Genomic DNA, 22,081 nt, shown 5'->3' on the forward strand with positions numbered 1-22,081 from the left:
CGCACGCGTTCGTCGAAGCGGGCCCGTAACCGGTCCTCGGTGAGGAAGTAGACGCCGGGGTCGGTCACGGGGTCGCCGTCAGCTTCGCGATCTCCTGCTTCCAGGCGGCGATGTGGGCCAGCAGCACCCGCCGGTCCTGCGGGTCCACGGCGCGGCGGGCGTCGCGGACGGCGAGGGTGCGCTTCCACCACGCCTCCCGGGTGTCCGGGTCGGCCGCGGAGTCGGACCGGTGCGTCAACAGGCCGATCAGTTCGTTGGAGGTCTCGGTGAAGACGTCGAAGACCATGGCGGTCGGAGTGTGCTCATAGGGGTCGCTGCCGTGGGGCATGGGACTCTCCTGTCTCGTGTCGGCCGGAGGGCGCGCGAGCGGCGCGGGGGACGCCGGGGACGGCGGGGGCGCCGGGGTCGGTGCGGTCCTCCTTCCGGAAGATGTCGCCCCTTGTCATGGTGGGCGGGTGGGAGGAGGAAGCGGAGTGGTTCGCCGAGCGGTATCGGACCTGGGCGAGGGCTTCTCGGGTGACGGGCCGGGTCCGGCGGACAGTTCGCGGTCCAGAAGCCGGCGCAGGGGGTGTTGCCGGTCGACGGCCGCGAGCCCGGGCCGGTCTTCTTCGACCTGGGCAGCGGCAGCAACTTCCAAGGACGAGCGACTGGCGGGTGTACGACGGAACGCTCCGCCGTCCGCCGACGGCCTCGATGCGGGGCCGGTGCGCGTGCGGCCGGCGCGGAGTGGGGACCTACGCCATCGGCGGGAGAAGGTCCGCGAGCACGACGATCCTGACGCCTACGACACCTCCGGCCCCCACGCGGACCGGGAATCCCCTCTGGGAGAGGTCGCCGAACGCGCGGTGGCGCTGCCCGAAGACCTCAAAGACCTGCCGGCCCGGTCACAGCCCGGGCCCTCACCCACGAAGAGGACGAGGCGCTGCCCGCCATCGCCGGGGACCTGAGCATGACGAGAAAGTCATCCGCGACCGCCTCACCTGGCGCTGAGGCCCGACGGCCGCCCGACGGGCACGCCAAGGAGCGCCGGTCCCGCGCGGGAAGGAGTTCAGCGGTTCAACCGGCGTGCAGGAGGGCGGGCTCTGCCGGCCTGCGCCACCGTCCGGCGCGGGCCCGGCCGGTGGCTGCCGGCTCGGGCCGTCCTGATGGTTCGCCGGTTCCGGCCGCAAGCCGCCGGGCCCGTGCCGAGATCTGATTCCAGTTCGGCCCGGCGCCGGGAAGTACGCGTTCAGAAGGCGTGCGGCGAGTCCGTTCCCGGCGCACGCTGATGGGACGGCAACCGCTTTCCCGGGGTGTGGAGTCGGGCTACGCGGGCGAAAAGGCTTGTACCGGCACGGATGACTGTCAACGTACTGTTATCAACCTGATATGCGCGCAAGTTCGCGCATGTCGAGGCCGTGGGCCTTCTTTCTTTCGCAAGCTGACGCAAGCCGGTGGCGGTCGCCCTGCGCGACAGGTCACTCTCGGAGGGTCATCAACCTCGCGGAAGACCTGGAGGTCTCGTGGCTCTGCACCTGCTGTGCAAGGACCCGGAAAGCCCGAACAACGGCAGCCCGACCCTCTACTACGACGACGTTTCCGACAGCTACCTGCTCCAGTCCTGGAAGGTGCTGGACCCGGCCCGCCTGGCGTCGATCAAGGTACCGGACCACGAGACCGTGGTCGAGTTCCCCAAGCGGCTGCTGCGCCTGTTCCCGACCGCCGGGAGCGACCCGCACGGCAGCGCAACACCGGAGGGCGGCAAAGCCCCCTAGAACCTGACGCACCGCCACACCCCGTCCTTCCAGGGGGAATCGCCGCCCCTCGGTGTCTGCCTGCACACTGGCGGCATGCCTACCTCATCCAGCGTCACCGAAGCCCGCCTCGCCTTCGGGAAGCGACTGCGCCGCCTGCGCCAAGACCGGGGGATCTCCGCCCGGGAACTGGCCAGGCGGTGCGGATGGCACGAGTCGAAGTGCAGCCGGATCGAGAACGGGCATGCCGCCGCCTCACCGGAGACGATCGAGGCGTGGGCGCGGGCGTGCGGCGCGCAGGACCTGGTGGCCGAGCTCGTCGAGGCGGCCCGCGGGATCGAGGGCATGTACGTCGAGTGGCGGGAGATGGAACGCGCCGGCCTGCGCCAGGCCCAGGACAATGTGCGGCTGCTGTGGGGGCGGACGAAGAGGTTCCGGGCCTACGCGCAGAACCTGATCCCCGGCCCGCTGCAGACCCCGGAGTACACCAGGGCCGTCCTCGACGGCATCCGGCAACGGCGCCACCTGCCCAACGACGTCGAGGCCGCCGTGGCCGTACGGGAAGAGCGGCAGGCCGTCCTGGACGACCCGTCCAGGGCGTTCCACATCGTCCTGGAAGAGAACGTGCTCCACCGGCGGGTCGGGCCTGCGGAACTGATGACCGACCAGCTCGCCCGCCTCATCCAGCTCTCCGTCCTGCCCCACGTGCGGCTGGAGATCATCCCGCGCGACGCCGACCGCAGCCTCATGCCCCCGGTCGAGGACTTCTGGATCTTCGACGACCGGCAGGTCAACGTCGAACTCGTCTCCGCCTACCTGACCGTCCGGCAGAACCACGAGATCAAGCTCTACACCGGCGACTTCCAGCGCCTGTCCGACCTGGCCGAGCACGGCGGCCGGGTCTTCACCCGCATCGCCTCCGCCCTCAACTCCTACAGCTGACGCGGCGGACCCGACCGTGCCGGGCCCGCCGCAAGAGCCAAGGAGCGGCGGCATGACACGGCACGAAACCCGGGACCGGCACTGCGCACGGGCGTTACGCGGGCCGGGACCCGGCCCCGAGACCTTCTACGACTACACCGGCAGAGCCACCTCCGGGATGCTGACCGTCACGGTCGCCGGGCTGGCCGTCATCGCCCTGGTCCTGTCCGGCGCCATCACCGCTCCCCAGGACGCGAACGGCTCCGGAACGAGGGAGGAGCCCGGTGTCCGGGCCCACCGCCAGTTCCTGGCCGACCTCCCCGCCCACCGGCCCCCGGGCGAGAGCGTCGTCGCGTCAGGGGTGTCCAAGCCCGGCGCCCCCGTCTTCGTGGACACCCGCTCCTTACCCGGCCGGCCGCCGCACCGCATCGCCTACCGCTGCCAGGGCACCGGAACCGCCACCGCCACCACGCTCACCCCGAGCGGCACCAGACACCGCCTTCCCCCCGTCCCCTGCGGCCCCGCCATCACCTCCCTCGCCGCCGAAGAACACCGCTCGGTCACCCTGAGCAGCGGCGATCCCCACGCCCTCCTGCTCTGGGCCGTCACCACCACGCGGCGTCCCACCCCGCACGGCGGGTTCGGGCCCTCGTGAAGCCGGCCCGGTTCCTCTGCCCCGTCCCCGAACACCACGGCACCTGTCCCCTGGAAACAGCCGCGACCGGCCCGACCGGACTGCGCGTCGAACCCGACGGCAACGCCGTGGTCGCCCACGGCCCGGTCACCGACACCCTCCTGGCCGCCGTCCGCGCCTGCCACCCCACCCGGTACGTCACCCTCGACGACGACACCCTCGTCATCTGGCCCCCCACCCGGCCCAGCCCATGAACCCCCGAGAGGCCCCCCACAGGCGCGCATCCCCGGCCCACTCCCGGCCGCCCGCTCGAACCGCCTCCGCCTGCGCGGAGAACACGTTCCGGTGAGGTCGCCCCCTTTTTCACCCGGGCGCGGGCGGAGTCGAGAACGGCGCGGGACAGGTCGAGCAGGCCGGCGTCGTCGCGCCGGTGCAGAATTTCCTCAGGCGTGCCCCGGGTGCCGCCGCCCCGCGGCCGCACCCGAGAGGGTGGGATCAGCGGCTTCGCGGTCTCCCACAGCCCGTCCGGAACAATCCAACTCCGCGTACCCCGCCCCATGACCAGCCCAGCGGCCGCCTCACCCCACAGGACACGGTCTAAGCGTCTCCGCCCGCATCAGAAATCGGCAGGTCGAAGAACTGATACACGGCTACTCGCTGGGCTTCCACAGAAGTCACCTGTGATGGTTCGGCCGCAGCGAAGATGTCGACAACCTCTTTCTCTTCGGCAGACCGGGAGAGGACTGCGGCAAAGCGGCCATTATCCATCTGCTGCTGCATTCCGGAGGGAAAGACGTCCGGTCGCGCTCCTTGGCAGCAAAGCAGAAGATCTTCCTTCTCCAAGTCGGTTCGAGCACTCAGGAGACACTTGAAAAGATTCGACTCGGTGAAGGACTGCCAGTCTCGACCTGAGAACTTCATTCTCAAGCCCGCCCCTTCGCCATCAAGGATCTCGAACGAGACTGGAACGACTGAGGGTCCTCGCCCTACGGCCAGCAGTTCAAGCGATTCCATGCCTCACTCCCGATATTTCGGATTCGGGATCCACTCTCCTGTTTTTTCATGCCAACACCCGCGTATGTGACACGAATCAATGGCACGCGGAACAGCTATCTCCGCCTCGTTTGCGTGAACATTCCCAGGGATACTCTTGTTCACGTCAATCCCTCCAGATGCACCTCTGGAGTCGATCACGTAAGTGTGGCCATTCCGGCTCGACGCGTGAGACTTCGAGGTGGTCGTCGAAACGAATCCGGAGTCGGGGGTATAGACCCCGGAGACACCCGCTACGTGCTCTTCTAGATTCATATTGTCTCCCTTGGGCGCGAATCCTCCATCGAAGATTTCGCCGGGATCTCGGGTATCGCTTCGATACACGTCCCCACAGTTGTGAACGAGTACCGGTGTAGCCCCCGCCAGCACATAGTACGTGTGCAGATCTTCGACCGTGAGGTTGTGGACCCGCTTGTGCTGGGTCCATGCGCGGACGGCGCTCACCTGGACGTAGGAGCCGTTGCCGGTCTGCAGAAGCGTTCCGGGGACGATCTCCTTGGCATAGACCCACTTGCCGAGCCCGGGCGCCCAGAACGGGTGGTTGTCCGTCGCGACGACTTTGCCCGAATCTCCGCCGGGGTTGACGACGGTGACCTCGACCAGGTTCTTCTCGCCCTCGCCGGTGATGAGCGCGGTGACCGTGCGCGGGCCGGTTTCCCCGGTCACCGGGTCGGTGGCGATGACCTCGTCGCCGGTGCGCACCTGCTCTATGGCTCTGTCATGGCCGTCGGCCATGACGACCTTGGTGTCCGGGGTGAAGCTGTTGCCGGTACCGCAGCTCCCTGCCCCGTCGCCGGCCGGTTTCGGTGCGGGCTGGCTGTCCGCCGCCTTCGGTACGGGTGCGGTGTCGGCGGCCTTGGCCGTCGTCGCCGCGTCGCCGGCGTTGTTGGCGGTCTTGGCGGCCTGTGTGGCGTCGAGTGCCTTGTTGCCGTACTTGGCGGCGTTCGCCGCGTAGCCCGCGCCCGGGATGGCCGAGGCGGCGGAGAGGCCGGCGTTGACGTAGTCGCCTTCCGCGGCGTACCAGCCGGCGTTGGCCAGGTCGGCGGCCTCGCCGACGACCGGGACCATGCCGACGACGTCGAGCGAGGTGTGGCCGATCGTCTTCCAGGACGGCATCTTCGGCCACTTGCCGGTCGGGTCGGTGAGCTTGACCGGGTTGTTGTGGGTGTAGGTGTAGGCGGCGAGGTTGCGCGGTTCGGCGATGCCGCCCGCCATGCCGCCGTCGAGGTAGTCGGGCAGCGCCGGGTCGGTGCTCGCCCAGAGCTGGGTCCGTGGGTTGTAGTAGCGGGCTCCGTAGTAGTAGAGCCCGGTCTCCGCGTCGAGTTCCTTGCCGGTGAACTGGTAGGGCGTGTCCGCCTGTCCGGTGCGTTCCTCCACCCAGGTCTCCCCGTACGGGAAGTACTCCAGGTGCTCGGTGACCTTGCCCTGCTTGTCGGTGACGTAGCCGGAGGAGCCGATGTGGTCGGCGTGGAAGAACTGCTGGGCGTCCTCGGGGCCGGTGGTGGCGACGGTCTTGGTCGTGACGCGGCTGTCGCCGACGAAGACGTGCTTGTAGCCGGTGGTGTCGCGTTCGCTGTAGTAGCGGTTCGGGTAGAGCGAGAGCCCGTCGTCGCTGCGCTTGACGACCCGGTCGCCCTTGTCGTCGTAGAGGTAGGAGACGGTGGCGCCGGCGCAGCCGCTCGGGTCCTGCGCGAGGGTGCCGGTCGCCGTGTCCTGGGTGCAGACGAGGCGGTTCTCCTCGTCCCAGACGTACTGCCGGCGCTTGTCGGCGGCGGCCGTGTTGACCGTGCCGGTCAGGTTGCCGTTGGCGTCGTAGGCGTGGCTGACCGGGCCGACCTTGGTCGGGGCGTGCGGACGGGTGCCGTCGTACGCGTACCCGTACGTGTAGGTGGTCCGGTCCTGGACGTCGATCGGGTTGGACGGGTCGTCGACCGGTTCGATCGGTCCGGCCGCGCCGCCTCCGACGGGGAAGGCCGGGGTGCCGCCGGTGACCTCGTGGGTCTGCGACTTGCTCGTGGTGTTGTGGATCGAGTCGTAGCCCAGGCTCAGGGTGTACGTGTTGACCGCGTTGTTCTTGTCGGTGTACCGGCCGGACGCGGAGGTGAGGCGGTACTGGTCGTCGTATCCGTAGGTCTGGCTGCTCGGCCCTCCGATGTCCCCGCCCTGCGGCACGTTGTTCGCCAGCGAGGTGATGTTGCCGATCTTGTCGTACGCGTAGCCCAGGTCCTGGAAGGCGGTTCCGCCCGGTGCGGCGGACTTCAGTGCCGCGAGTCGGCGATCCTCGGCGTCGTAGGTGTAGGTGGTGCGGACCCCGTTGCCGGTCTGCTGGAGGATCTTCTGGCCGAACTTGTCGTAGTCGATCCGGTCCAGGTACGTGTAGTCGGTGCCGTTCTTCGATCCGGTGGCCCGGCCGACCTGGCCGCCCGAGTCGTAGTCGTAGGTCAGGACCTCGCCGTCGGGGTAGGTCATCCGCAGCACGCGGTTGAAGGCGTCGTAGCGCCAGGCGGTGGTGTAGGTGCGCGGTGCGTCGCTGAGCGCGGTGATCGTGCGGGTCTCCTCGATCACCTCGCCCAGTGCCCCGTAGGCGCGCCGCACGGTTCCCGCCGCGTCGTGGACCCGGGTGACGCGCGAGGCCGCGTTGTCCGGTGCGCCGGGGGCTCCGTACTCGTAGGAGACGTTGTTCTCCGGGAACGTCGGGTAGCGGATGGCCTTCAACCGCGAGTACTCGTAGTCGTACTCGACGGCCTCGGCCGCTGCCCGCAGGTTCGCGGTGACCTTCGAGGTGACGTTCCCGGCGAGGTCGTAGCGGGTCTCGGAGCGCCCGGCGTCCGGGCTGTCGAACGAGATCCGGCGTCCCAGTGCGTCGTAGCCGGCGCGCGTGACGTTGTTCTTGTCGTCGGTGATCGTCGTGATCCGGCCCATGGGGTCGTACGCGTAGCCGGTCCAGATGGCCGAGGAGCCGTTGAACTCCTTCACCGAGGTGGTGGCGCCCCGGACGTCGGTGTAGGTGCGGCGCTCCTTGCCGTTGCCGTCGGTCACCGTCCGCTCGAAGCGGGTCGTGCCTGCCCGGTCCTCTCCGAAGCCGTAAGCGGTGCTGGTGGTGACGCCGTCCGGCTGCACGGTCCTGACCGACCGGTCCAGGACGTCGAAGGTTTCCTTCGTGGGGGCCACGGAGTCGAAGGAGGCGTTGAACGCGGTGTTCGCGGCACCCTTGGCCTCGGTCACCGGATAGTACTTCTCCACGGCCCGGCCGAGGTGGTCGAACTTCAGCCGGCCGGAGACCGTCATGGCCTCGGTGGGCGCGTCCCCGGGCGAGGCGGACACCGAGGCGTCCTTCTTGGTCTGCAGGACTCGCTTGAGCCCGTCGGTGAAGGTGACGGTGTCGATGGTGTCCTCGCGTACGCCCGAGGCGGCACGGTCGAGGTGCTTGGTCGTGGCGTACGGGACGGCCGCCTCGGGGTGGTAGCCGAAGGTGATCGTGGCCCGGTCGCCGTCCTTCTCGTAGGGCCCGGTCACCTTGTCGAGCCGGCCCACGCTGTCGTAGGACATCCGGAGCGGCTGGCCGTTGTGGTCGGTGTTCAGCTCGGGCAGGCCGTACTTGAGGTTGTACGCCGTGGACGAGCGGTAGCCGAAGCTGTCCTCGACGGACTCGACGTGCACGCCGACGGTGGTGTCGTAGCCGTACTCCAGCTTGTAGCGCTGTCCCCTCGCGTTGGCCGGACCGGTCACCGATTTCAGGTTCCCGTCGGGGTGGTACGTCAGGTCGGTGACGGCCGGGGTGTTGTCGTCGAGGTACTCGCGCGTCTGGCTCACGGTGCCGGTCGCGCAGTCGACGGTGGCTTCGCGGTGGCGCAGGAGTGTGCCGGTGGCCGCGGCCTTCTGCCGTATCGCGTCGGCGATGCCGACGAGGTGCCGGTCGCGGCACCGCGTGTCGGAGCCGCTGTACGCGTAGACGGTCTCCAGGTCGTCCGCGGTGCCCTCGTCACCCGCGTCGAAGGTGCGGACGACGTTGCCGTACTCGTCGTAGGAGAGGTCGGTGAACGTGGACTTCCCCGCGGTGGCCGCGCCTTCGTAGTACTTGTCCTCGATGCGGGTGAGCTGCGGGAAGACGGTGGCGGTCCGGCTCTTCGGGTCGGCCTCCCCGCCCGTGGAGGTGTCGAGCAGCCGGTGGGTGTGGAGGGTCTCGCGATACGGGCGGCCGGCGCCGTCCTCGGTCAGCGTGCGGGTGAGCAGGCCGCGGCTCACGTATCCGTCGGTGCGGTACTCGTCGGTCACCGTGCGGCGGACGGTGTCGTCCGCACGGGTGTCGCGGTCCTCGGTCACCACGCGGCCGAAGCCGAGGAACTCGCGCTCCAGCCGGTCGTGGCGCCCCTGCTCGTAGCGGTAGGTCGTGAGCCGGGTGTCGGCACCGTCGCCCGTGAGCCCGTCGAACACCGAGGTGCGGGACAGCACCCAGCGGCTCTCCGGCATGGCGGCGGTGTTGCCCGACCGGGTGTAGTCCAGGTCGATCCGGGCGCCCATCGGGCGCGACACCGAGCGCAGCAGGTTGGTGCGTCCGGCCTTGTTGACCGCGACCAGGAGTTCGTCGTCCCGGGTGGACTTGACGTGGTCGGCCAGGCCGTCGCCGTTGACGTCCCGCAGGCTGGTTTCGGCCCGGCTGATGCCGGTGGACGCGTTGGCACCGGGGTTGAAGACGAAGACGCCGACGGGAGTGGGCAGGCCGACGGTGAAGTAGACGCCCGCGCCGAGACTGGCGTTCTTGTCGACGGCGATCTGGGGGAAGCTGCCGCGGAAGGGGGCGGGCGCGGTGAAGCCGGTGCCGGTGTTGACCGCGACCTTGATCGGGTTGGTTCCGTCGGTGAACACCCGGTCGGTGAGGCCGTCGCCGTTGACGTCCGTCATGCTCGCGCTGGTGTACGAGGTGCCCAGCTCGGCGGACAGCCCGCCGGCGAAGCCGTAGCGGTCGACGTTGAACCCGAGGTTCACGCCGGCGTTGCGGGTGGACGCGTCGTTGATCGCTCCGGCCGGCCAGGGTTCGCGGGCGGCGAAGGAGTAGCCGAGGTTCAACTGGACATCGCCGTTGGAGAACACCTTGTCCGGCAGTCCGTCCCCGTTGATGTCGAGCAGGTCGACGCGGACGTCGGACTCGCCGCCGCCCAGGCTGCCGCCGATGCCGAGCGACGGCTGGACCGAGCCGGTGGTGGCGGTGTTGGCGCTGGTGCCCGCGTCGGGTGCGGCCATGCCCAGGGCGCTGGCGATGGTGGCGGTCTCGCTGCCCGCGGAGAGCGACACGTTGCCGGAGACGTTGTCCGCCTCGCGGACGTTGCCGCCGAGGGTGCCGCGCGTGGCGCCGAGCGCGCCGGTCGTGTCGGAGAACTGGATCTCCTTGGCGCCCACGACGTCGGGGTAGCCGTCGCCGTTGAGGTCGAGGTAGTCGACCGAGCCCGCGGTGATCCCGCCGACCACGGTGCCGCCGAACGGGCCGGCCGCGAGCGTGGCCGACACCTGGCCGGTGACACCGCGGCGCATCACCGCCCGGTCGCCCGCCACGTCGGCGTCGGTGACGACGTCGATGGTGTCCGCGCCGAGGCGGGAGCTCGTCGCCATCGTGGCGGTGACCCAGGAGGACTCGTCCTGGGCGGCCCAGCCGCCCTTGGCGGGCACGGGGGCGAACACCGCGAGCCGCGGCATGGTGAGCCGGGGGTTCGCGGCGAAAGGCGCGACGTCCGCCTCCTTGGGCTCCTTGGGAAGCGCATCCTTGAAGCTCTGGTCCAGCGTGAGTTCGGCCTGCCTGAGCGGCTGGGTGGCGCGCTCGCGGTTGCCCTGGTAGCCGATCACGCCCCAGCCGCGGTAGGGCTGGGCGAAGGCACCCTGTCCGACGGAACCGTGCATGGCGCTGGGTGCCGGGGTGAAGGTCGGCCAGCTGGACGTCACGTCGTAGGTGACCGACGCGGACTGGCCGGTGAGCGAGCCGAGCAGTCCGGTCTCCGTCGTGGAGTAGTCGATGTAGAGCTCGTCGCCGGCGGTGACCGGCACGGTCAGGTCCAGGTTCTGGCCACCGAAGTAGGTGTCCTTGGCCTTGAAGATCCGTTTGCCGAGCAGTTGCCCGCCGCGCTTCTTCACCGTGAACGCGATGGGGGCGTCACCGAGGAGTCCGAAGTTGAGGGATATCTTCGGCCGCACCTTCATCTGGCCGGTCCTGGTCGCCTTGTAGGTCTGCTGCGGCGCGGTGAGGGTGTCCGCCGGGAACATGGTCATGTCGTACGGCGGGGTGATCACCAGAGTGGGATCGCCCTTGGCGTCGACGACCGACTCGACTCCCTGCGCGGCCGTGTAGTGCGCCTTCGGCGCCCAGCTCACCGCCGAGGGGTCGATCGGGGAGTCGGTCTTCAGCTTCCACGACATCTTCTCGAACATGCTGACCGGGATGCTCACGTCGATCGCGGTGGTGCCGGTCGACGCGGCGGGCAGGACCTTGCGGTACACCTCCGAGGGGGTGTGGACGCCGTTGCCCTTCTCGATCACGACGGTCACGTCGTCCGAGGTCGCCCTGGACTTGACCACGTCACCGGTGAGCCGCAGCGTGCCGTTCACCGGCACGGTCACCAGCGACGGCCTGCCGCCGAAGGTGAAGTCCGCCGACGCGCGGAACACGGTGCTCGCCAGCCCGTTCGCGTCCGTGCCGGCCGGCAGGTCGGTGTAGGTGATCGCCGGGTCCCACGCCACGGTGTCGTACTTGCCGTCCAGGACGGACTGGGTGCGGAAGTACAGCGCGTCGCCCTTCTTCACCGGAATCGACGCCACATTGCCCGGGGTGAAAGCGGTGTGGTCGTCGGGGCCGATCCGCTGCGCCCAGAGTTCGGCGTCCTTGTGCTGGATGGTGACCCGCACGCCGTCGGCCTTGGTGTAGGCCGCCCGCGCCGGCGAGGGGTCCTGGGTCAGCTGCACGTCGCCGTCCACGCGGACGGTGCCGTCGAACGGCGCGACCCAGCGACGCACCGTGTCGAGGAGCGGCGAGTTGTCCACCTGCTGGTTGAACTGGGCGGTCTGATCACCGACGATCTCACCGGTCACCGCGCCTCCCCCGATCGGCACCGGGGTGCGGGTGGAGTCCGCGCTGTAGGCGGGTTGCCCCTGGGCGTCCAGGTAGCCGAAGAGCACGCCGCCGTTGTTCACCAGGTCGGTGATGCCGTCGCCGTTGACGTCGCTGAAGAACCGGTCCGAGGTGGTCGTGGTGCCCACGAAGTCCAGCTGGGCCGAGGTGGTGAGGACGTACGACTCGACGCCGATGGTGCCGGACAGCGTGCGCTCGGTCGAGATCCCCGGAAGGCCGGTGAGCTTGATCGGCGTGTCGCCGAACTTCGGCTCGCCTCCCGGCCCGGCCAGGTTGGGCCGGTAGAACACGTCCTTGTTCTTGCGGAACACCTTGTCCGGCAGGTTGTCGCCGTTCACGTCGGCCAGCGTCGACAGGCCGTCGGACTGGCCCGCGCTGAACCCGACCTTCAGCCCGACGGACCCCTCCTTGGTCATCAGACCCTGCACGTTGTAGCCCGCGAACAGGTGCGCGCCGAAGTTGGCCGACGTGTTCGCCGAGATCGTGCTGGCCTCCCCTTCGCGGATGTTCACACCGAGGTCGTCGTCCGGCACCGACCAACCCGTCGCGTCGGCGAAGGCGTTGTAGGTGCCCGCCTGATCGCGCACGTCGTCGAAGTAGTCGAACGTATGGGTGTGGAACAGCTGATTCGTCTCGCTGAACTGCGACACCGAGGTGAGCAGCGTCTTGGCGAACGCGCCGGTCCGGTAGTTCAGTTCGTAGGCGCGGATCAGCCGGTCGTCCAGCTTGACCTCGACGCGTCGCAGCAGGTCGGCGGTGACCTTCTTGAACCCGTACCTGGCGTCGATCCGCACGTCCGTCCGGCGGGGCTCGCCGCGCTCGCGGTCCCGGACGAACGTCACCGAGTACCTGCCGTCGGTGTCGCCGCGGCCGGTGTAGGTGATCTTCTGCGGGTACAGCTCGCTGCCCGGCACCGTGGAGTTCGCCGTGCCGCCGTCGGCCACCTCGGCGTACCGGTAGCGCAGGACGTTGTCGTTGCCGTCGCGGACCTCCCGTGCCGCCCAGGTGGCGACGCGGCCCTTGCCGTCGGCCAGCGTGCTGTCGGCCGTGCCGCCGAAGAGCGTGCGGACACCCTGCTTGTCGGTGACCTCCCACCAGTAGTTCGCGGGGCTGTCGCCGTGGCGCACGATCCGGTCGAACGAGCCTTCCACCCGGGAGTGGAACACCTTCTCCGACGTCCGTGCCTGCAATGCGCCCCGGTGCGCCACCGGAGTCAGCTGCTCCCCGTTGAGCAGGTAGGTCTCGGTCTCGAGGCCGGTGTCGTAGCGCGGCACGCCCCACCGCGTGTCGACCGTGATCATCGGAGTGGTGAGGTCCCACCCGACACCGAGCCACCCGTTCGCCCCCGACGAGTTGTAGGCGAGGGCCAGGCTCGGCTCCAGGCCCGCGCGCCCCTTCGGTACCTCCAGCGGGTACGACAACCGCGCGTCGCCGCTGTTGTTCGCAGCGGGCGCCTCGATCAGGTTCACCCCGGAGCCGGGATCGGCCGCCTTGACGTCCTTGATCTGGTTCGGGTTGAACGACGTTCCCTCCGGACCCTCCGGGCCGGTGACCGCCGACCCGGCGTCCGGTACCGCCGCGGCAACGCTGCGCAGCAGTTCGGGCGAGGTCATCCCGGACATGGTGAGCACCATGGCCAGCATGATGGTCACGGCCGTTCGGCCGCGGACCACGCGATGGACCGTCATCAAAGAGCCCCCCATACCGCCGGACGTCCCCGAAGCACGAGTCGTCCGACGACCCCCGCCCCCTGCGCCACCGAACAGTAGTTTGCGGATCGGGCCGTTCGTACAGGCTTTCTGGACAAGATCCGGCCCGTGTGGTCACGGTCCGGCAACGGGAGTTCTGGCCGGCACGACGGTGAGGGGCACCCGAGGTGGCGTTGGAACGGCACCCGGAACGTGCCGCCGGCGCCGGCGTGGGCCTTGCCGGCGAGGACGGGGACCGCGGTCGTTCACAGATGGTGACGATGCGGTGGGTGCGGACGGCGGGGATGCCGACCGTGCGGCCGGGCAGCTCCGGCGAGTACGAGTACCGGATGAGCTCGCCCACCGGATCGGTGACGGCCTGGACGTCCACTCCGTGCCGTCGGGCCTTGCCCGAGTAGTCCCGTTCGTGGTCGCCGATGTCGCCTTGGTGCGCGCGAAAATGCGAGGAACTTCCTGTGGCCGGCCGATGCTCCCGTCGAAAGCGCTTGCCGATCCGACAATCGGTTTCACGAGGTTCGGGCTCCGGACGAATGCGGCGCCCGCTTTCGTGGCGAACCGGTCGACCCGGTTCAAGGCGCGTGGGGAGGGAACGAGAAAAACAGGTCCCTCGACTGTGCCCGGCTCTCCACCCGGGCGCTTTTCAGACGGCGGTGGACGATCAGTGGCGCACCCTTCTCCCGAACCCGGCGCACACGACGGGGACGATGCCCGGGAGGGCGAGATCCTCGCCCTCCTGCTACGCGTCATCGACGCTCTGGCGGCCCTGGAACGGAGTCAAGAACGGCTCGTACGTGAGCTGAGGTATCTGCACCCGACCGCGGAGGGCGACGACGACGCGGTGGACGGGCGGGTGGGTGCCGGCTTCACCGACTGGTGCAGGGCGTCCGGCCTGACGGAACGGGAGAGCCAGACACTGGCAGCGTTGCTCACGGGGGCGACCAACCGGAAGATGGGACGCGATCTCGGTGTCACCGAGCGGACGGTGAAGAACACCCTGCACTCGGTGTACGTGAAGCTCGGAGTGTCGGGGCGGTCGGAGGCGATCAGCAGGACCATGGCGCACCTGGTGGGGCGCCGGGGCCGCCCGTAGCGTCTGGGCCCGGGCAGTCGCGGTGGTCCGGACGCCTCTTCGGTGGCGCATCCTCCGGCTCCGCCCGGCGCGCGGGAGGACCAGTGGGTCCTGATGGCGGCTCCACCAGTTCCCGGAGGATTTCCAGCGCGGCGATCACGTGGGGAAAGCCCGCGTAGGGCAACGTCTGCAGAATGGCCTCGGAGACCTCCTCCCGGTCCAGCCCCGCCCGGAGAGCCGAGTCGATGTTGGCGCGTGTCGCGGTCGCCGGAGCGCCCAGGGCCGTGAGGGCTCCGAGCCGGACGAGAGCGCGCTCCCGCAGGGGCAGGACGGCCCGCGCCCACACGTCCGCGAAGGCGAAGCCCAGCAACAACTCCTCGAAGTCCGGGGCCACTTCGCGCAAGCCGTCGGTCATGTCACCGCCCAGCCGGGGGGAGAGCAGGTGCATCATGGCGCGGCCGCGTGCGAGCCGGTCCGCGGGATCGTTCATCGTCACTCCTCAGGTTCATGGCACCGGCTTCACCGGGCCGTTCCTTCGTACGGGTCCGGGCGGGGGGGTCAGCGGCCGGTCGCCGGACCGCCTTGCCACGTCAGCCCCGCGGCCGCCATGCGCCGCACGGCCCGGGTCAGGGTTCGCGTCGCCGGTCCCAGGAAGAGGCGGACCCGGTCCTGTCCGGTCACGGGGAGCTCGCCCGGAGTGGTCATGTGCCCCTCTCCCAGGAGAACGCCGCTGCGGCGCAGGCAGAAGGAGCGGTAGGGCTCGCCCGTCCGGGCGTCGTACCAGGGGGGTGTGCGCATCAGGAGGTAGGGACCGCACGGTCCGATGAAGAACGCGTCCGGCGGGTAACCGAGTTCCCCGGTGAGGTGCCGGGCCATGTGGGCTCGTTTGAGGGCGTACTCCTCGCGTTGCCGGGCCAGGTAGTCGTCGCTCTCCCGGCTCCCGAGCCAGGACGCCATGGCTGCCTGGAGGGGGACGGAGGAGACGAAGCCGTATTCGGGAAGGAGCCGTCCCAGCAGGTCCTCCAGCACGTCCGGAGGTCCCGTCAGCGCTCCGATTCCCCAGCCGTTGCAGTGGAACTGCTTGCTCAGGGAACGCACCGCCAGCCACGGCGGGCGCCGTGCCGCGGGAACGGCGCCGAACTCCTCCAGGAGGACCCGCAGAGCGGAGACCGGGGTCACCCCCGGGTCGTGCAGCGCGTAGTACGCGTCGTCGACGAGGACGCCGCTCCCCACCTCCAGCGCCGCGCGGACCATCGCGCGCACGGTGTCCTCGGCCCAGTCGGCGCCGGTCGGGTTGTGCTGGGCGTTGAGGACGAGGAGGAGCGGGCCCGAGGTCTCCGCCCGGGCCTTCCTCAGGATGCACGCGACGTCGCCGGGGTCGGGCCGGTACTCCGTCCCGGGATCGAGAGGGAACCGGTGGACGTCGTAGCCGAGTGCCCCGAAGACCCCCGGGTAGTCCCACCCGGGTGAGGAACACACCACGGCCGGGCGGGCGTCCGGCTCACGGGACCGGTCGGCCATGAGCCGTCCGAAGTGGAACATGGCGTTGCGGGTCCCGCCGTGGGAAACGGCCACGTCGTACTCCTCCCCCAGGCGCGCCGACGGGGGGAGCCGGTGCTCGGCGGGGATGCGGGAGCGCAGCACCCGCCTCAGCGCGGGGAGGCCGTACGGGCTGAGGACGTAACCGTGACCGTGCGGCGGAACGTCCCTGCCGAGGGCGGTGACCAGCCCCGGAGCGGCCCCGTTCCAGGTCTCCCCCAGGCTGAGGTAGATGATGTCGGCCACCTTCCTGCCGGCCGCGGTCGCTTCGCGAAGCAGTTCCGTGTCCTCGTACGGGTTGTAGAGGTCGCCGTCCCTGACCATGGTCTCCGGCACGCTCATGTCGTGTCTCCTTCTGTCGGGTCCGTGGCGCTCCTGCCCCGCGGGGACACGGGGGCGGCCGCGGTGTGGGGTCGGCACGCGGAGGCCCGGCCGGGGGGGAGGGGGGCGTGCGGCGCCCGTCGTCCCACCGGTGTCGCGCCGTTCCCGTGGCCGCAGTTCCCGGTTGACCGGGTTCCGGCCTTCCATGTGGGGACCCGGCCGGTACCTTCGGCCGGGCCGGGCGGTACCCGCCGGCGCGCGGCGCGGAGCCGTGGTCCGACGGCGCCCGCCGGCCGCACGGCCGGTGCGTGGGCGAGCCGGCGCGCGGGTAGACAGCCGGAAGGCCCGTGCGGTGAGCACCGGGGCGACCCGGCCGTGCCCGCGGCGGCCCGGAGGCGCAGACGACGCGGAAGGACGCGCGGCCCGGAAAGAACCTTTCCTGGCCGGACCGAGCGCGTGACGCGGAGGTGACCGCCTCCGCCACGGACCCGCCGATGACCGGAAGGAAGTCGCTCATGTGGGAAGCCCTCGACCGACTGGCCCACCGCCGCGATCTGGAGGAGGCGGAGGCGAGACGCGCCATGTCGTCCGTGATGCGGGGCGAGGCGTCGCCCCTGCAGGTGGCCGGCCTCGCCATGGGGATGGCGGGAAAAGGGGTCACCGCGGGTGAACTCGCCGCGTTCGTACGGACGGTGAGGGAATTCTCAGAGCCCTTCCCCGGCCCGTCCGAGGTGCTCGACACCTGTGGCACGGGAGGCGACGGACACGGCACGTTCAACATTTCGTCCACGGCGGCCGTCGTCGCGGCGGCCTGCGGCGTCCCCGTCGCCAAGCACGGCAGCCGGAGCGTCTCCTCCCGGTGCGGCAGCGCCGACGTCCTCGAAGCGCTCGGGGTGGACGTCGAGTTGTCCCCCCGGGCAGCGGCCCGCTGCCTGGAGGAGGCGGGCATCACCTTCCTCTCGGCCACGGTGTTCCACCCCGCCTTCAAGCACGCCATGGGGCCGATACGGGAACTGCGGGTCCGGACCGTGTTCAACCTGCTGGGCCCCCTCTGCAATCCCGCGCGGGCGGAGTACCAGATCATCGGGGTGCCCGACGAGGACGCGTTCGAGTTGCTGGCCGATGCCCTGGAACTCCTCGGGGCCGCCCACGTGATGGTCTTCTGTCCACGGGACGGCCTGGACGAGCTGAGCACTGCGGCGCCCGCCCGGGTGGTGGAGATGAGGGAGGGCCGGACCCGGCGTTACGTGCTCGACCCGGCCGCGCTGGGACTCGCGGCGGCGGCGCCCGGTTCGCTCACGGGGGGAACACCGGAGCGGAACGCCGACCTGACGCGCAGGGTGCTGGCCGGGGAGCGAGGACCGCGCCGCGACATCGTCCTGCTCAACACGGCGGCGGCGCTGCGGATCGCGGGCGGTTACGAGGACTGGGGCGGGGCGATGGCGCGCGCCGCCGAAGCCATCGACGACGGAACCGCGCACGACGTGCTCGACCGGTGGGCACGGGTGTCGCGGGCGCGGTAGAAGCACCCGGGGCGCAGTCGTGTTCCGTTTTTCCATCGGAGGGACTCGAGGGGAAACAGAAAACCACCGGTGCTGAATTCGACGCAAGATATTCAAAAAAGAATCGAAATCGATTTACTTGTCCCCGCACGAGGCGTAGGAAGGAAGCGGAATCCCTTCGGGCAATAATGTGTGGGGCACGTCATGCGAATGGTCGAATCAGCATCCGAGGGCCGGTGCGTCGCCGAGCGGTGGATGGAGGAGTACCTCAGCGGGGAGCACGAGGACCTGGGGCGCGGAGGAGCGGTGTGTCCTTTCGTCGGACCCGCTCGGGAGGCGGGGGCGATCCGGACGGAGAGCCTTCGCGCGGAACCCGCGGACGGCACGGAGGAACTGGTGGACTCCCTGCGCGACCGCATGCGGCACTTCCGGGACCTTCCGGTTCCGGAGGGGAAGGAATCGCTCACCGCGCTGGTGGTCCTGATACAGGGCCTCCCCCGGCACCGCTGGCGTCTGCTCGACGCGGCGCAGCGGCGCCTGAAACGGGAGGCCGTGCGCGAGGGCCTGATGGTGGGGCAGTTCCATCCCGACTGCCCGGAACCCGCTCACTGGAACCCCTCCTTCGCGGTGTCCAGGTCGCCGCTGCCGCTCGTGGCGGTCCGGCACATGGCCTTCCACGACATCCTTTTCCTGCACACGGACCCGGTTCTCTTCGCCGAGTACCGGAGGAGGTTCGGAAGCCGGTACGAGGACGGCGGGAAAGTGCCGCAGGAGTTCCGGACGCTGTACGAAGGAGCGCCCAGGCTTCCCGCCCCGACCGGCAACCCGTACGTCGACTACCAGAGCGTCACCCTGCTCCACGCCCTGCACCAGCCCCGTACGGCGCACCAGGCGGAATCCTCCTTCTACCTCGCCGGACAGGCCAAGGAACTCCTGTTCTCGCTGGTCCTGGGAGAAGTGCGGGCCGCTCAGGAGGGGATCGCCGCCGACGACCCGGGCCGGTCCTCCTGGCACGTGCGGCGGGCCACCGCAGGACTCCGGCTCCTCGGTGAGTTCTGGGACCTGTTGTCCACGCTGTCGCCGGCCGAGTTCCACTCCTTCCGGGACGCGCTCGGAGACGCCTCCGGCAGCGGTTCCTACAAGTACCGCGCGCTGGAGTTCGCGCTCGGCGTCGCGTCCCCTTCCACGGCCGCGGCGTACGAGGGGGTGCCCGGGGTCGAGACCGAGGTGTACCGGGCCCTGCACGACGCGAGCCTCTACGACGACGCGCTGGGCCTGCTGGTGCGCCGGGGGCTGCTGAGCGCGGGGGCCCCGGGACCGGACCGCGACGCGCCGGCGATCCGTGACGCCTGGGCGAGGATCCACCGCGAGGAGACCGTCTCCGGCGAGCTGCTGCGCTGGGCGGAGTCGCTGATGGACCTCGCCCAGGCCTTCGGCCGGTGGCGGTGGCTCCACCTGCTCACCGTGGAGCGGATCATCGGGTACAAGCCGGGGACGGGCGGTACCACCGGTGTCGCATGGCTGCGCCACGTCGCTTCCCGACACGCCTTTCCCGAGCTGTGGGAAGCGCGTTCCTCCCTGGAGGGCGGACCCGCCGGCGGTTGCCCCGTCTCCCCCCGTTCTCCCCTCGGTCCCGGACCGGGCACCTCACAGGAACAGGAACGGAAATGAACCGTCAGGACGTGGCCCGGAGGATCCGGGAAACCTACGCACGCGCGACCCCCGCCTCCGCCGCCGCCTCGCGCCGCGCGGCCCGTTCGCTGCCCGGCGGCGACACCCGTTCGATGACGTGGTTCGCCCCCTACCCCCTGTTCCTCGTACGGGGGGAGGGCACACGGGTCCAGGACGCCGACGGGCACTGGTACGAGGACATGGTCGCCAACTACGGGGCCCTGGCCCACGGTCACAACCATCCGGCACTGGTGGCGGCCGTCACCGGACAGATGGCCCGCGGCACCGCACCGGGCGGCCCGGTTCCGCTCCAGTACGAACACGCGGAACGGCTGCGCGCCCTCAACCCCTCCCTGGAACGCGTCAGGTACTGCAACAGCGGCACGGAGGCGACCATGTGGGCGGTCCGTACCGCGCGCGCGTACACCGGCCGCGACCTGATCGTGAAGATCGACGGCGGCTACCACGGGACCCACGAGTGGGGGCAGGTCAACGCCTTCTTCGCCCCGCACCGGACCGCACCGGCGCGTTTCACGGGGGTGTCCGAGGCGCGGCTGGCGTCCGGTGTCACCCTGTCGACCGCCGCCGACGTCGTGGCGGTGCCGTACAACGACCTCCCCGTCGCCGCGGCGGTCCTGCGCCGGCTGGGCGAGCAGGTCGCCGCCGTCGTCGTGGAACCGGTTCTCGGTGTCGGCGGCGGCGTCCCCTCGGCACCCGGTTACCTCGCCGGACTGCGGCGTCTCACCCGGGAGGCGGGTGCCCTGCTCGTGCTCGACGAGTGCGCCACCCTCCGGCTCGGCCCCTGGCAGGTCAAACACGGTGTCGTCCCCGACCTGACCACCCACAGCAAGATCGTCGGGGGCGGGCTGCCCCTGGGCGTCTTCGGCGGACGCGAGGACGTCATGGCCCTCTTCGATCCCTCCGGTGCCCAACCCGTCTACCACGCCAGCGCCTTCGGGGGGAACAGCCTCTCCCTGGCCGCCGGAGCGGCAGCCCTCGACCACTTCGGTGCGGACGAGATCGCCCACCTCGACCTCCTGGGCGACCGGCTGCGCGCGGGGCTGGACGCGGCGGCCGCTTCGGTGGGGGTGGCGGGCCGGTCGGTGGGAGAGGGCGGCCTCAGCTACTTCCACTTCGGGAACACGCCCCCGCGCGACGCGGCCGACACCGCCCGCCTCCGCGAAGGCAGGGCGGGGTTGCGGTCGTTGCTGCACCTCGGCCTCCTGCACGCCGGTTTCCTCACCGCCCCGCACGGCCTGTTGTGCCAGCACGTGCCGACCTCGCCGGACAGCGTGGACGCCCTCGTGGACGCCTACGGCAACGTCCTCGACGACCTGCGCCCCTACATCGCCGTCCACCATCCGGAATTACTGGAGAAGGACGCCGTCCGCACCCGCCGGGACGCGCCGTGAACCGCCCGTCCGAACCGGCGGACTGGACGCTCGCACAGGCCGTCGCACACCTGCGGACGGGCCGCACCACCCCCGCCGCCTATCGGGAGGCCCTCGCCGCCCGCACCCAAGAGCACGCGCACCTCAACGCGTACCTCCACGAGACGTTCCACGCCCCCTCCGCGGAAGCCGGACGCGACGGCGTCCTGTCCGGTGTGCTCCTCGCGGTGAAGGACAACATCGACGTGGCGGGCGTGCCCACCACGGCGGGCACTCCGGCCCTGCGGGAACACCTCCCCTCGCGCTCCAGCACGGCCTGGGAGCGCTGCGCGCGGGCCGGCGCCGCCCTGGCGGGAAAGACCGCGCTGCACGAGCTGGCCTACGGCACGACCGGTCACCACGCCCTGGGGCCGCCCGCGCTCAACCCCTCCGCACCGGACCACCTGGCCGGCGGCAGCAGTTCGGGGACCGCCGCGGCCGTCGCCGCGCGCCTCGTGCCGGCGGGCCTGGGCACCGACACCGGGGGCTCCGTCCGCATCCCGGCGGCGCTCTGCGGCATCGTCGGGTACCGGCCCACCCGGGGCCGTTACCCGGCGGACGGGGTGGTGCGCGTCTCCACCAGCCGGGACACGGTCGGCGTGATGACCCGCGACGTCCACGACGCGCGCCTGCTCGACCGGGTCCTGGCCGGTCCCCGGGCCCGCGCCGGCGCGCCGCCTCCCCGGGTCCCCAGGGCCGTGCTTCCCGCCCCTCTCTGGGAGGACCTCGACCCGCGGGTCGAACAGGTCTGCCGGGCCGCCTGCGAACGGCTGAGCGCCGCGGGCTGGGACCTGGTGGAACGCACGCTGCCCGGTTTCTCCTGGCACGACGTGCTGCGAAGCGCGACCCTCGTCCCCGCGCGGGAGACCCGCTGCGCCCTCGCCGGCTACCTCGCCCGCCACCCCGGCGCGCCCGAGGCGGACGAAGTGCTGCGCGCGGTGTCGGACGAGGACGTCCGCGAACTCGTCCTGCCGCTGCTCGGAGGCGGTGGGCCGGACCGGGCCGCCTACGAGGAGGCCCTGCACCGCGCCCGCCTGCTGGCGGGCCGGCTGGAGGCCCTGAGAGGGCGGGAGGGGGCGCACGTGCTGCTGGCGCCGGCGACCACGCTTCCGGCTCCCGGGAAGGACGTGCGCGCCACCCTGGCCCTCCCCCGGGGCGAGGCGTCCACCTTCCTCACCTACATCCGCAACACGGCGGTGGCGGCCGTGACGGGGAGCCCGTCCGTAACGGTCCCGGCCGGGCGCACCGCCGCCGGTCTTCCGGTGGGCCTGCTCCTGGATGCCGCCCCGGGCGCGGACACGATGCTGCTCGCCGTCGCCGAACGGGCGGCCGGCCTCCTTTCCGGGCGGGAGGACGTGTGACCCCGGACGTGTACGACGACGTCC

At 70.7% G+C, this 22,081-nt stretch carries 14 protein-coding genes and 1 pseudogene; 9 read left to right on the forward strand and 6 right to left on the reverse strand.

Going from position 1 to position 22,081, the window contains the following annotated elements:
- Nucleotides 1-64 precede the first annotated feature (64 nt).
- The gene (locus ACZ6AQ_RS10920) at nt 65-328 is read right to left on the reverse strand and encodes a hypothetical protein (protein WP_468759152.1); all 264 of its coding nucleotides are present in this window, start codon (nt 326-328) and stop codon (nt 65-67) included.
- 1,174 nt (nt 329-1,502) lie between these two features.
- Here ACZ6AQ_RS10920 and ACZ6AQ_RS10925 point away from each other — a divergent pair.
- The 4 genes from ACZ6AQ_RS10925 (at nt 1,503) to ACZ6AQ_RS10940 (ending at nt 3,542) form a co-directional block, all read left to right on the forward strand.
- On the forward strand, nt 1,503-1,754 hold the full coding sequence (locus tag ACZ6AQ_RS10925) for a hypothetical protein (protein WP_468759153.1): 252 nt from the start codon (nt 1,503-1,505) through the stop codon (nt 1,752-1,754).
- A 75-nt stretch (nt 1,755-1,829) separates the two neighbouring features.
- Nucleotides 1,830-2,675 (forward strand): helix-turn-helix domain-containing protein, encoded by an 846-nt coding sequence (locus ACZ6AQ_RS10930; RefSeq protein ID WP_468759155.1) that lies wholly within the window; start codon nt 1,830-1,832, stop codon nt 2,673-2,675.
- Between the two features lie 52 nt (nt 2,676-2,727).
- Nucleotides 2,728-3,309, forward strand: coding sequence for a hypothetical protein (locus tag ACZ6AQ_RS10935; RefSeq protein ID WP_468759157.1), 582 nt, complete (start codon nt 2,728-2,730; stop codon nt 3,307-3,309).
- Nucleotides 3,306-3,542, forward strand: a complete 237-nt coding sequence (locus ACZ6AQ_RS10940) for a hypothetical protein (RefSeq protein WP_468759272.1) — start codon at nt 3,306-3,308, stop codon at nt 3,540-3,542. Before ACZ6AQ_RS10935 ends, ACZ6AQ_RS10940 begins: the two co-directional genes overlap by 4 nt.
- Before the next feature lie 41 nt (nt 3,543-3,583).
- On the opposite strand, the pseudogene ACZ6AQ_RS10945 reads toward ACZ6AQ_RS10940, so the two are convergent.
- The 3 genes and pseudogenes from ACZ6AQ_RS10945 to ACZ6AQ_RS10955 all read right to left on the reverse strand — a co-directional run.
- Nucleotides 3,584-3,847 (reverse strand): annotated as a pseudogene (locus ACZ6AQ_RS10945) (IS5/IS1182 family transposase); the annotation flags it as partial.
- A gap of 38 nt (nt 3,848-3,885) precedes the next feature.
- Nucleotides 3,886-4,302, reverse strand: coding sequence for a hypothetical protein (locus ACZ6AQ_RS10950; RefSeq protein WP_468759159.1), 417 nt, complete (start codon nt 4,300-4,302; stop codon nt 3,886-3,888).
- Between the two features lie 3 nt (nt 4,303-4,305).
- Complete coding sequence (locus tag ACZ6AQ_RS10955; protein ID WP_468759161.1) at nt 4,306-13,128, reverse strand: SpvB/TcaC N-terminal domain-containing protein; 8,823 nt, start codon at nt 13,126-13,128, stop codon at nt 4,306-4,308.
- A gap of 697 nt (nt 13,129-13,825) precedes the next feature.
- On the opposite strand from ACZ6AQ_RS10955, the gene ACZ6AQ_RS10960 reads away from it, so the two are divergent.
- Nucleotides 13,826-14,254 carry a helix-turn-helix transcriptional regulator gene (locus ACZ6AQ_RS10960; RefSeq protein ID WP_468759163.1) on the forward strand — a complete coding sequence of 143 codons (429 nt, stop codon included), beginning with the start codon at nt 13,826-13,828 and terminating at the stop codon, nt 14,252-14,254.
- Here ACZ6AQ_RS10960 and ACZ6AQ_RS10965 read toward each other — a convergent pair.
- On the reverse strand, nt 14,208-14,723 hold the full coding sequence (locus ACZ6AQ_RS10965) for a carboxymuconolactone decarboxylase family protein (RefSeq protein ID WP_468759165.1): 516 nt from the start codon (nt 14,721-14,723) through the stop codon (nt 14,208-14,210). The genes ACZ6AQ_RS10960 and ACZ6AQ_RS10965 overlap by 47 nt on opposite strands.
- Nucleotides 14,724-14,791: 68 nt before the next feature.
- The gene (locus ACZ6AQ_RS10970) at nt 14,792-16,114 is read right to left on the reverse strand and encodes a pyridoxal phosphate-dependent aminotransferase (RefSeq protein WP_468759167.1); all 1,323 of its coding nucleotides are present in this window, start codon (nt 16,112-16,114) and stop codon (nt 14,792-14,794) included.
- A gap of 473 nt (nt 16,115-16,587) precedes the next feature.
- Between ACZ6AQ_RS10970 and trpD the strand changes: the two genes are divergently transcribed.
- The 4 genes from trpD (at nt 16,588) to ACZ6AQ_RS10990 (ending at nt 22,057) form a co-directional block, all read left to right on the forward strand.
- The gene (gene trpD / locus ACZ6AQ_RS10975; RefSeq protein WP_468759169.1) at nt 16,588-17,616 is read left to right on the forward strand and encodes an anthranilate phosphoribosyltransferase; all 1,029 of its coding nucleotides are present in this window, start codon (nt 16,588-16,590) and stop codon (nt 17,614-17,616) included.
- A 189-nt stretch (nt 17,617-17,805) separates the two neighbouring features.
- Entirely contained in the window at nt 17,806-19,266 is a 1,461-nt protein-coding gene (locus ACZ6AQ_RS10980; RefSeq protein WP_468759171.1) for a tryptophan 2,3-dioxygenase family protein, read from the forward strand.
- Nucleotides 19,263-20,678, forward strand: coding sequence for an aspartate aminotransferase family protein (locus ACZ6AQ_RS10985; protein WP_468759173.1), 1,416 nt, complete (start codon nt 19,263-19,265; stop codon nt 20,676-20,678). Before ACZ6AQ_RS10980 ends, ACZ6AQ_RS10985 begins: the two co-directional genes overlap by 4 nt.
- A complete protein-coding gene (locus ACZ6AQ_RS10990) occupies nt 20,675-22,057 on the forward strand; it encodes an amidase family protein (RefSeq protein WP_468759174.1) in 1,383 nt (460 codons plus the stop codon). The genes ACZ6AQ_RS10985 and ACZ6AQ_RS10990 overlap by 4 nt, the downstream gene beginning before the upstream one ends.
- The last annotated feature ends 24 nt before the right edge of the window (nt 22,058-22,081 follow it).

Source organism: Streptomyces sp. NPDC041191 (assembly GCF_055591945.1).

Coding starts and splice junctions, on each gene's coding strand:
- ACZ6AQ_RS10970 (WP_468759167.1), bottom strand. CDS start 16,114: ATGAGCGTGCCGGAGACCATGGTCAGGGACGGCGACCTCTACAACCCG.
- trpD (WP_468759169.1), top strand. CDS start 16,588: ATGACCGGAAGGAAGTCGCTCATGTGGGAAGCCCTCGACCGACTGGCC.
- ACZ6AQ_RS10985 (WP_468759173.1), top strand. CDS start 19,263: ATGAACCGTCAGGACGTGGCCCGGAGGATCCGGGAAACCTACGCACGC.
- ACZ6AQ_RS10920 (WP_468759152.1), bottom strand. CDS start 328: ATGCCCCACGGCAGCGACCCCTATGAGCACACTCCGACCGCCATGGTC.
- ACZ6AQ_RS10930 (WP_468759155.1), top strand. CDS start 1,830: ATGCCTACCTCATCCAGCGTCACCGAAGCCCGCCTCGCCTTCGGGAAG.
- ACZ6AQ_RS10950 (WP_468759159.1), bottom strand. CDS start 4,302: ATGGAATCGCTTGAACTGCTGGCCGTAGGGCGAGGACCCTCAGTCGTT.
- ACZ6AQ_RS10965 (WP_468759165.1), bottom strand. CDS start 14,723: ATGAACGATCCCGCGGACCGGCTCGCACGCGGCCGCGCCATGATGCAC.
- ACZ6AQ_RS10980 (WP_468759171.1), top strand. CDS start 17,806: ATGGTCGAATCAGCATCCGAGGGCCGGTGCGTCGCCGAGCGGTGGATG.
- ACZ6AQ_RS10935 (WP_468759157.1), top strand. CDS start 2,728: ATGACACGGCACGAAACCCGGGACCGGCACTGCGCACGGGCGTTACGC.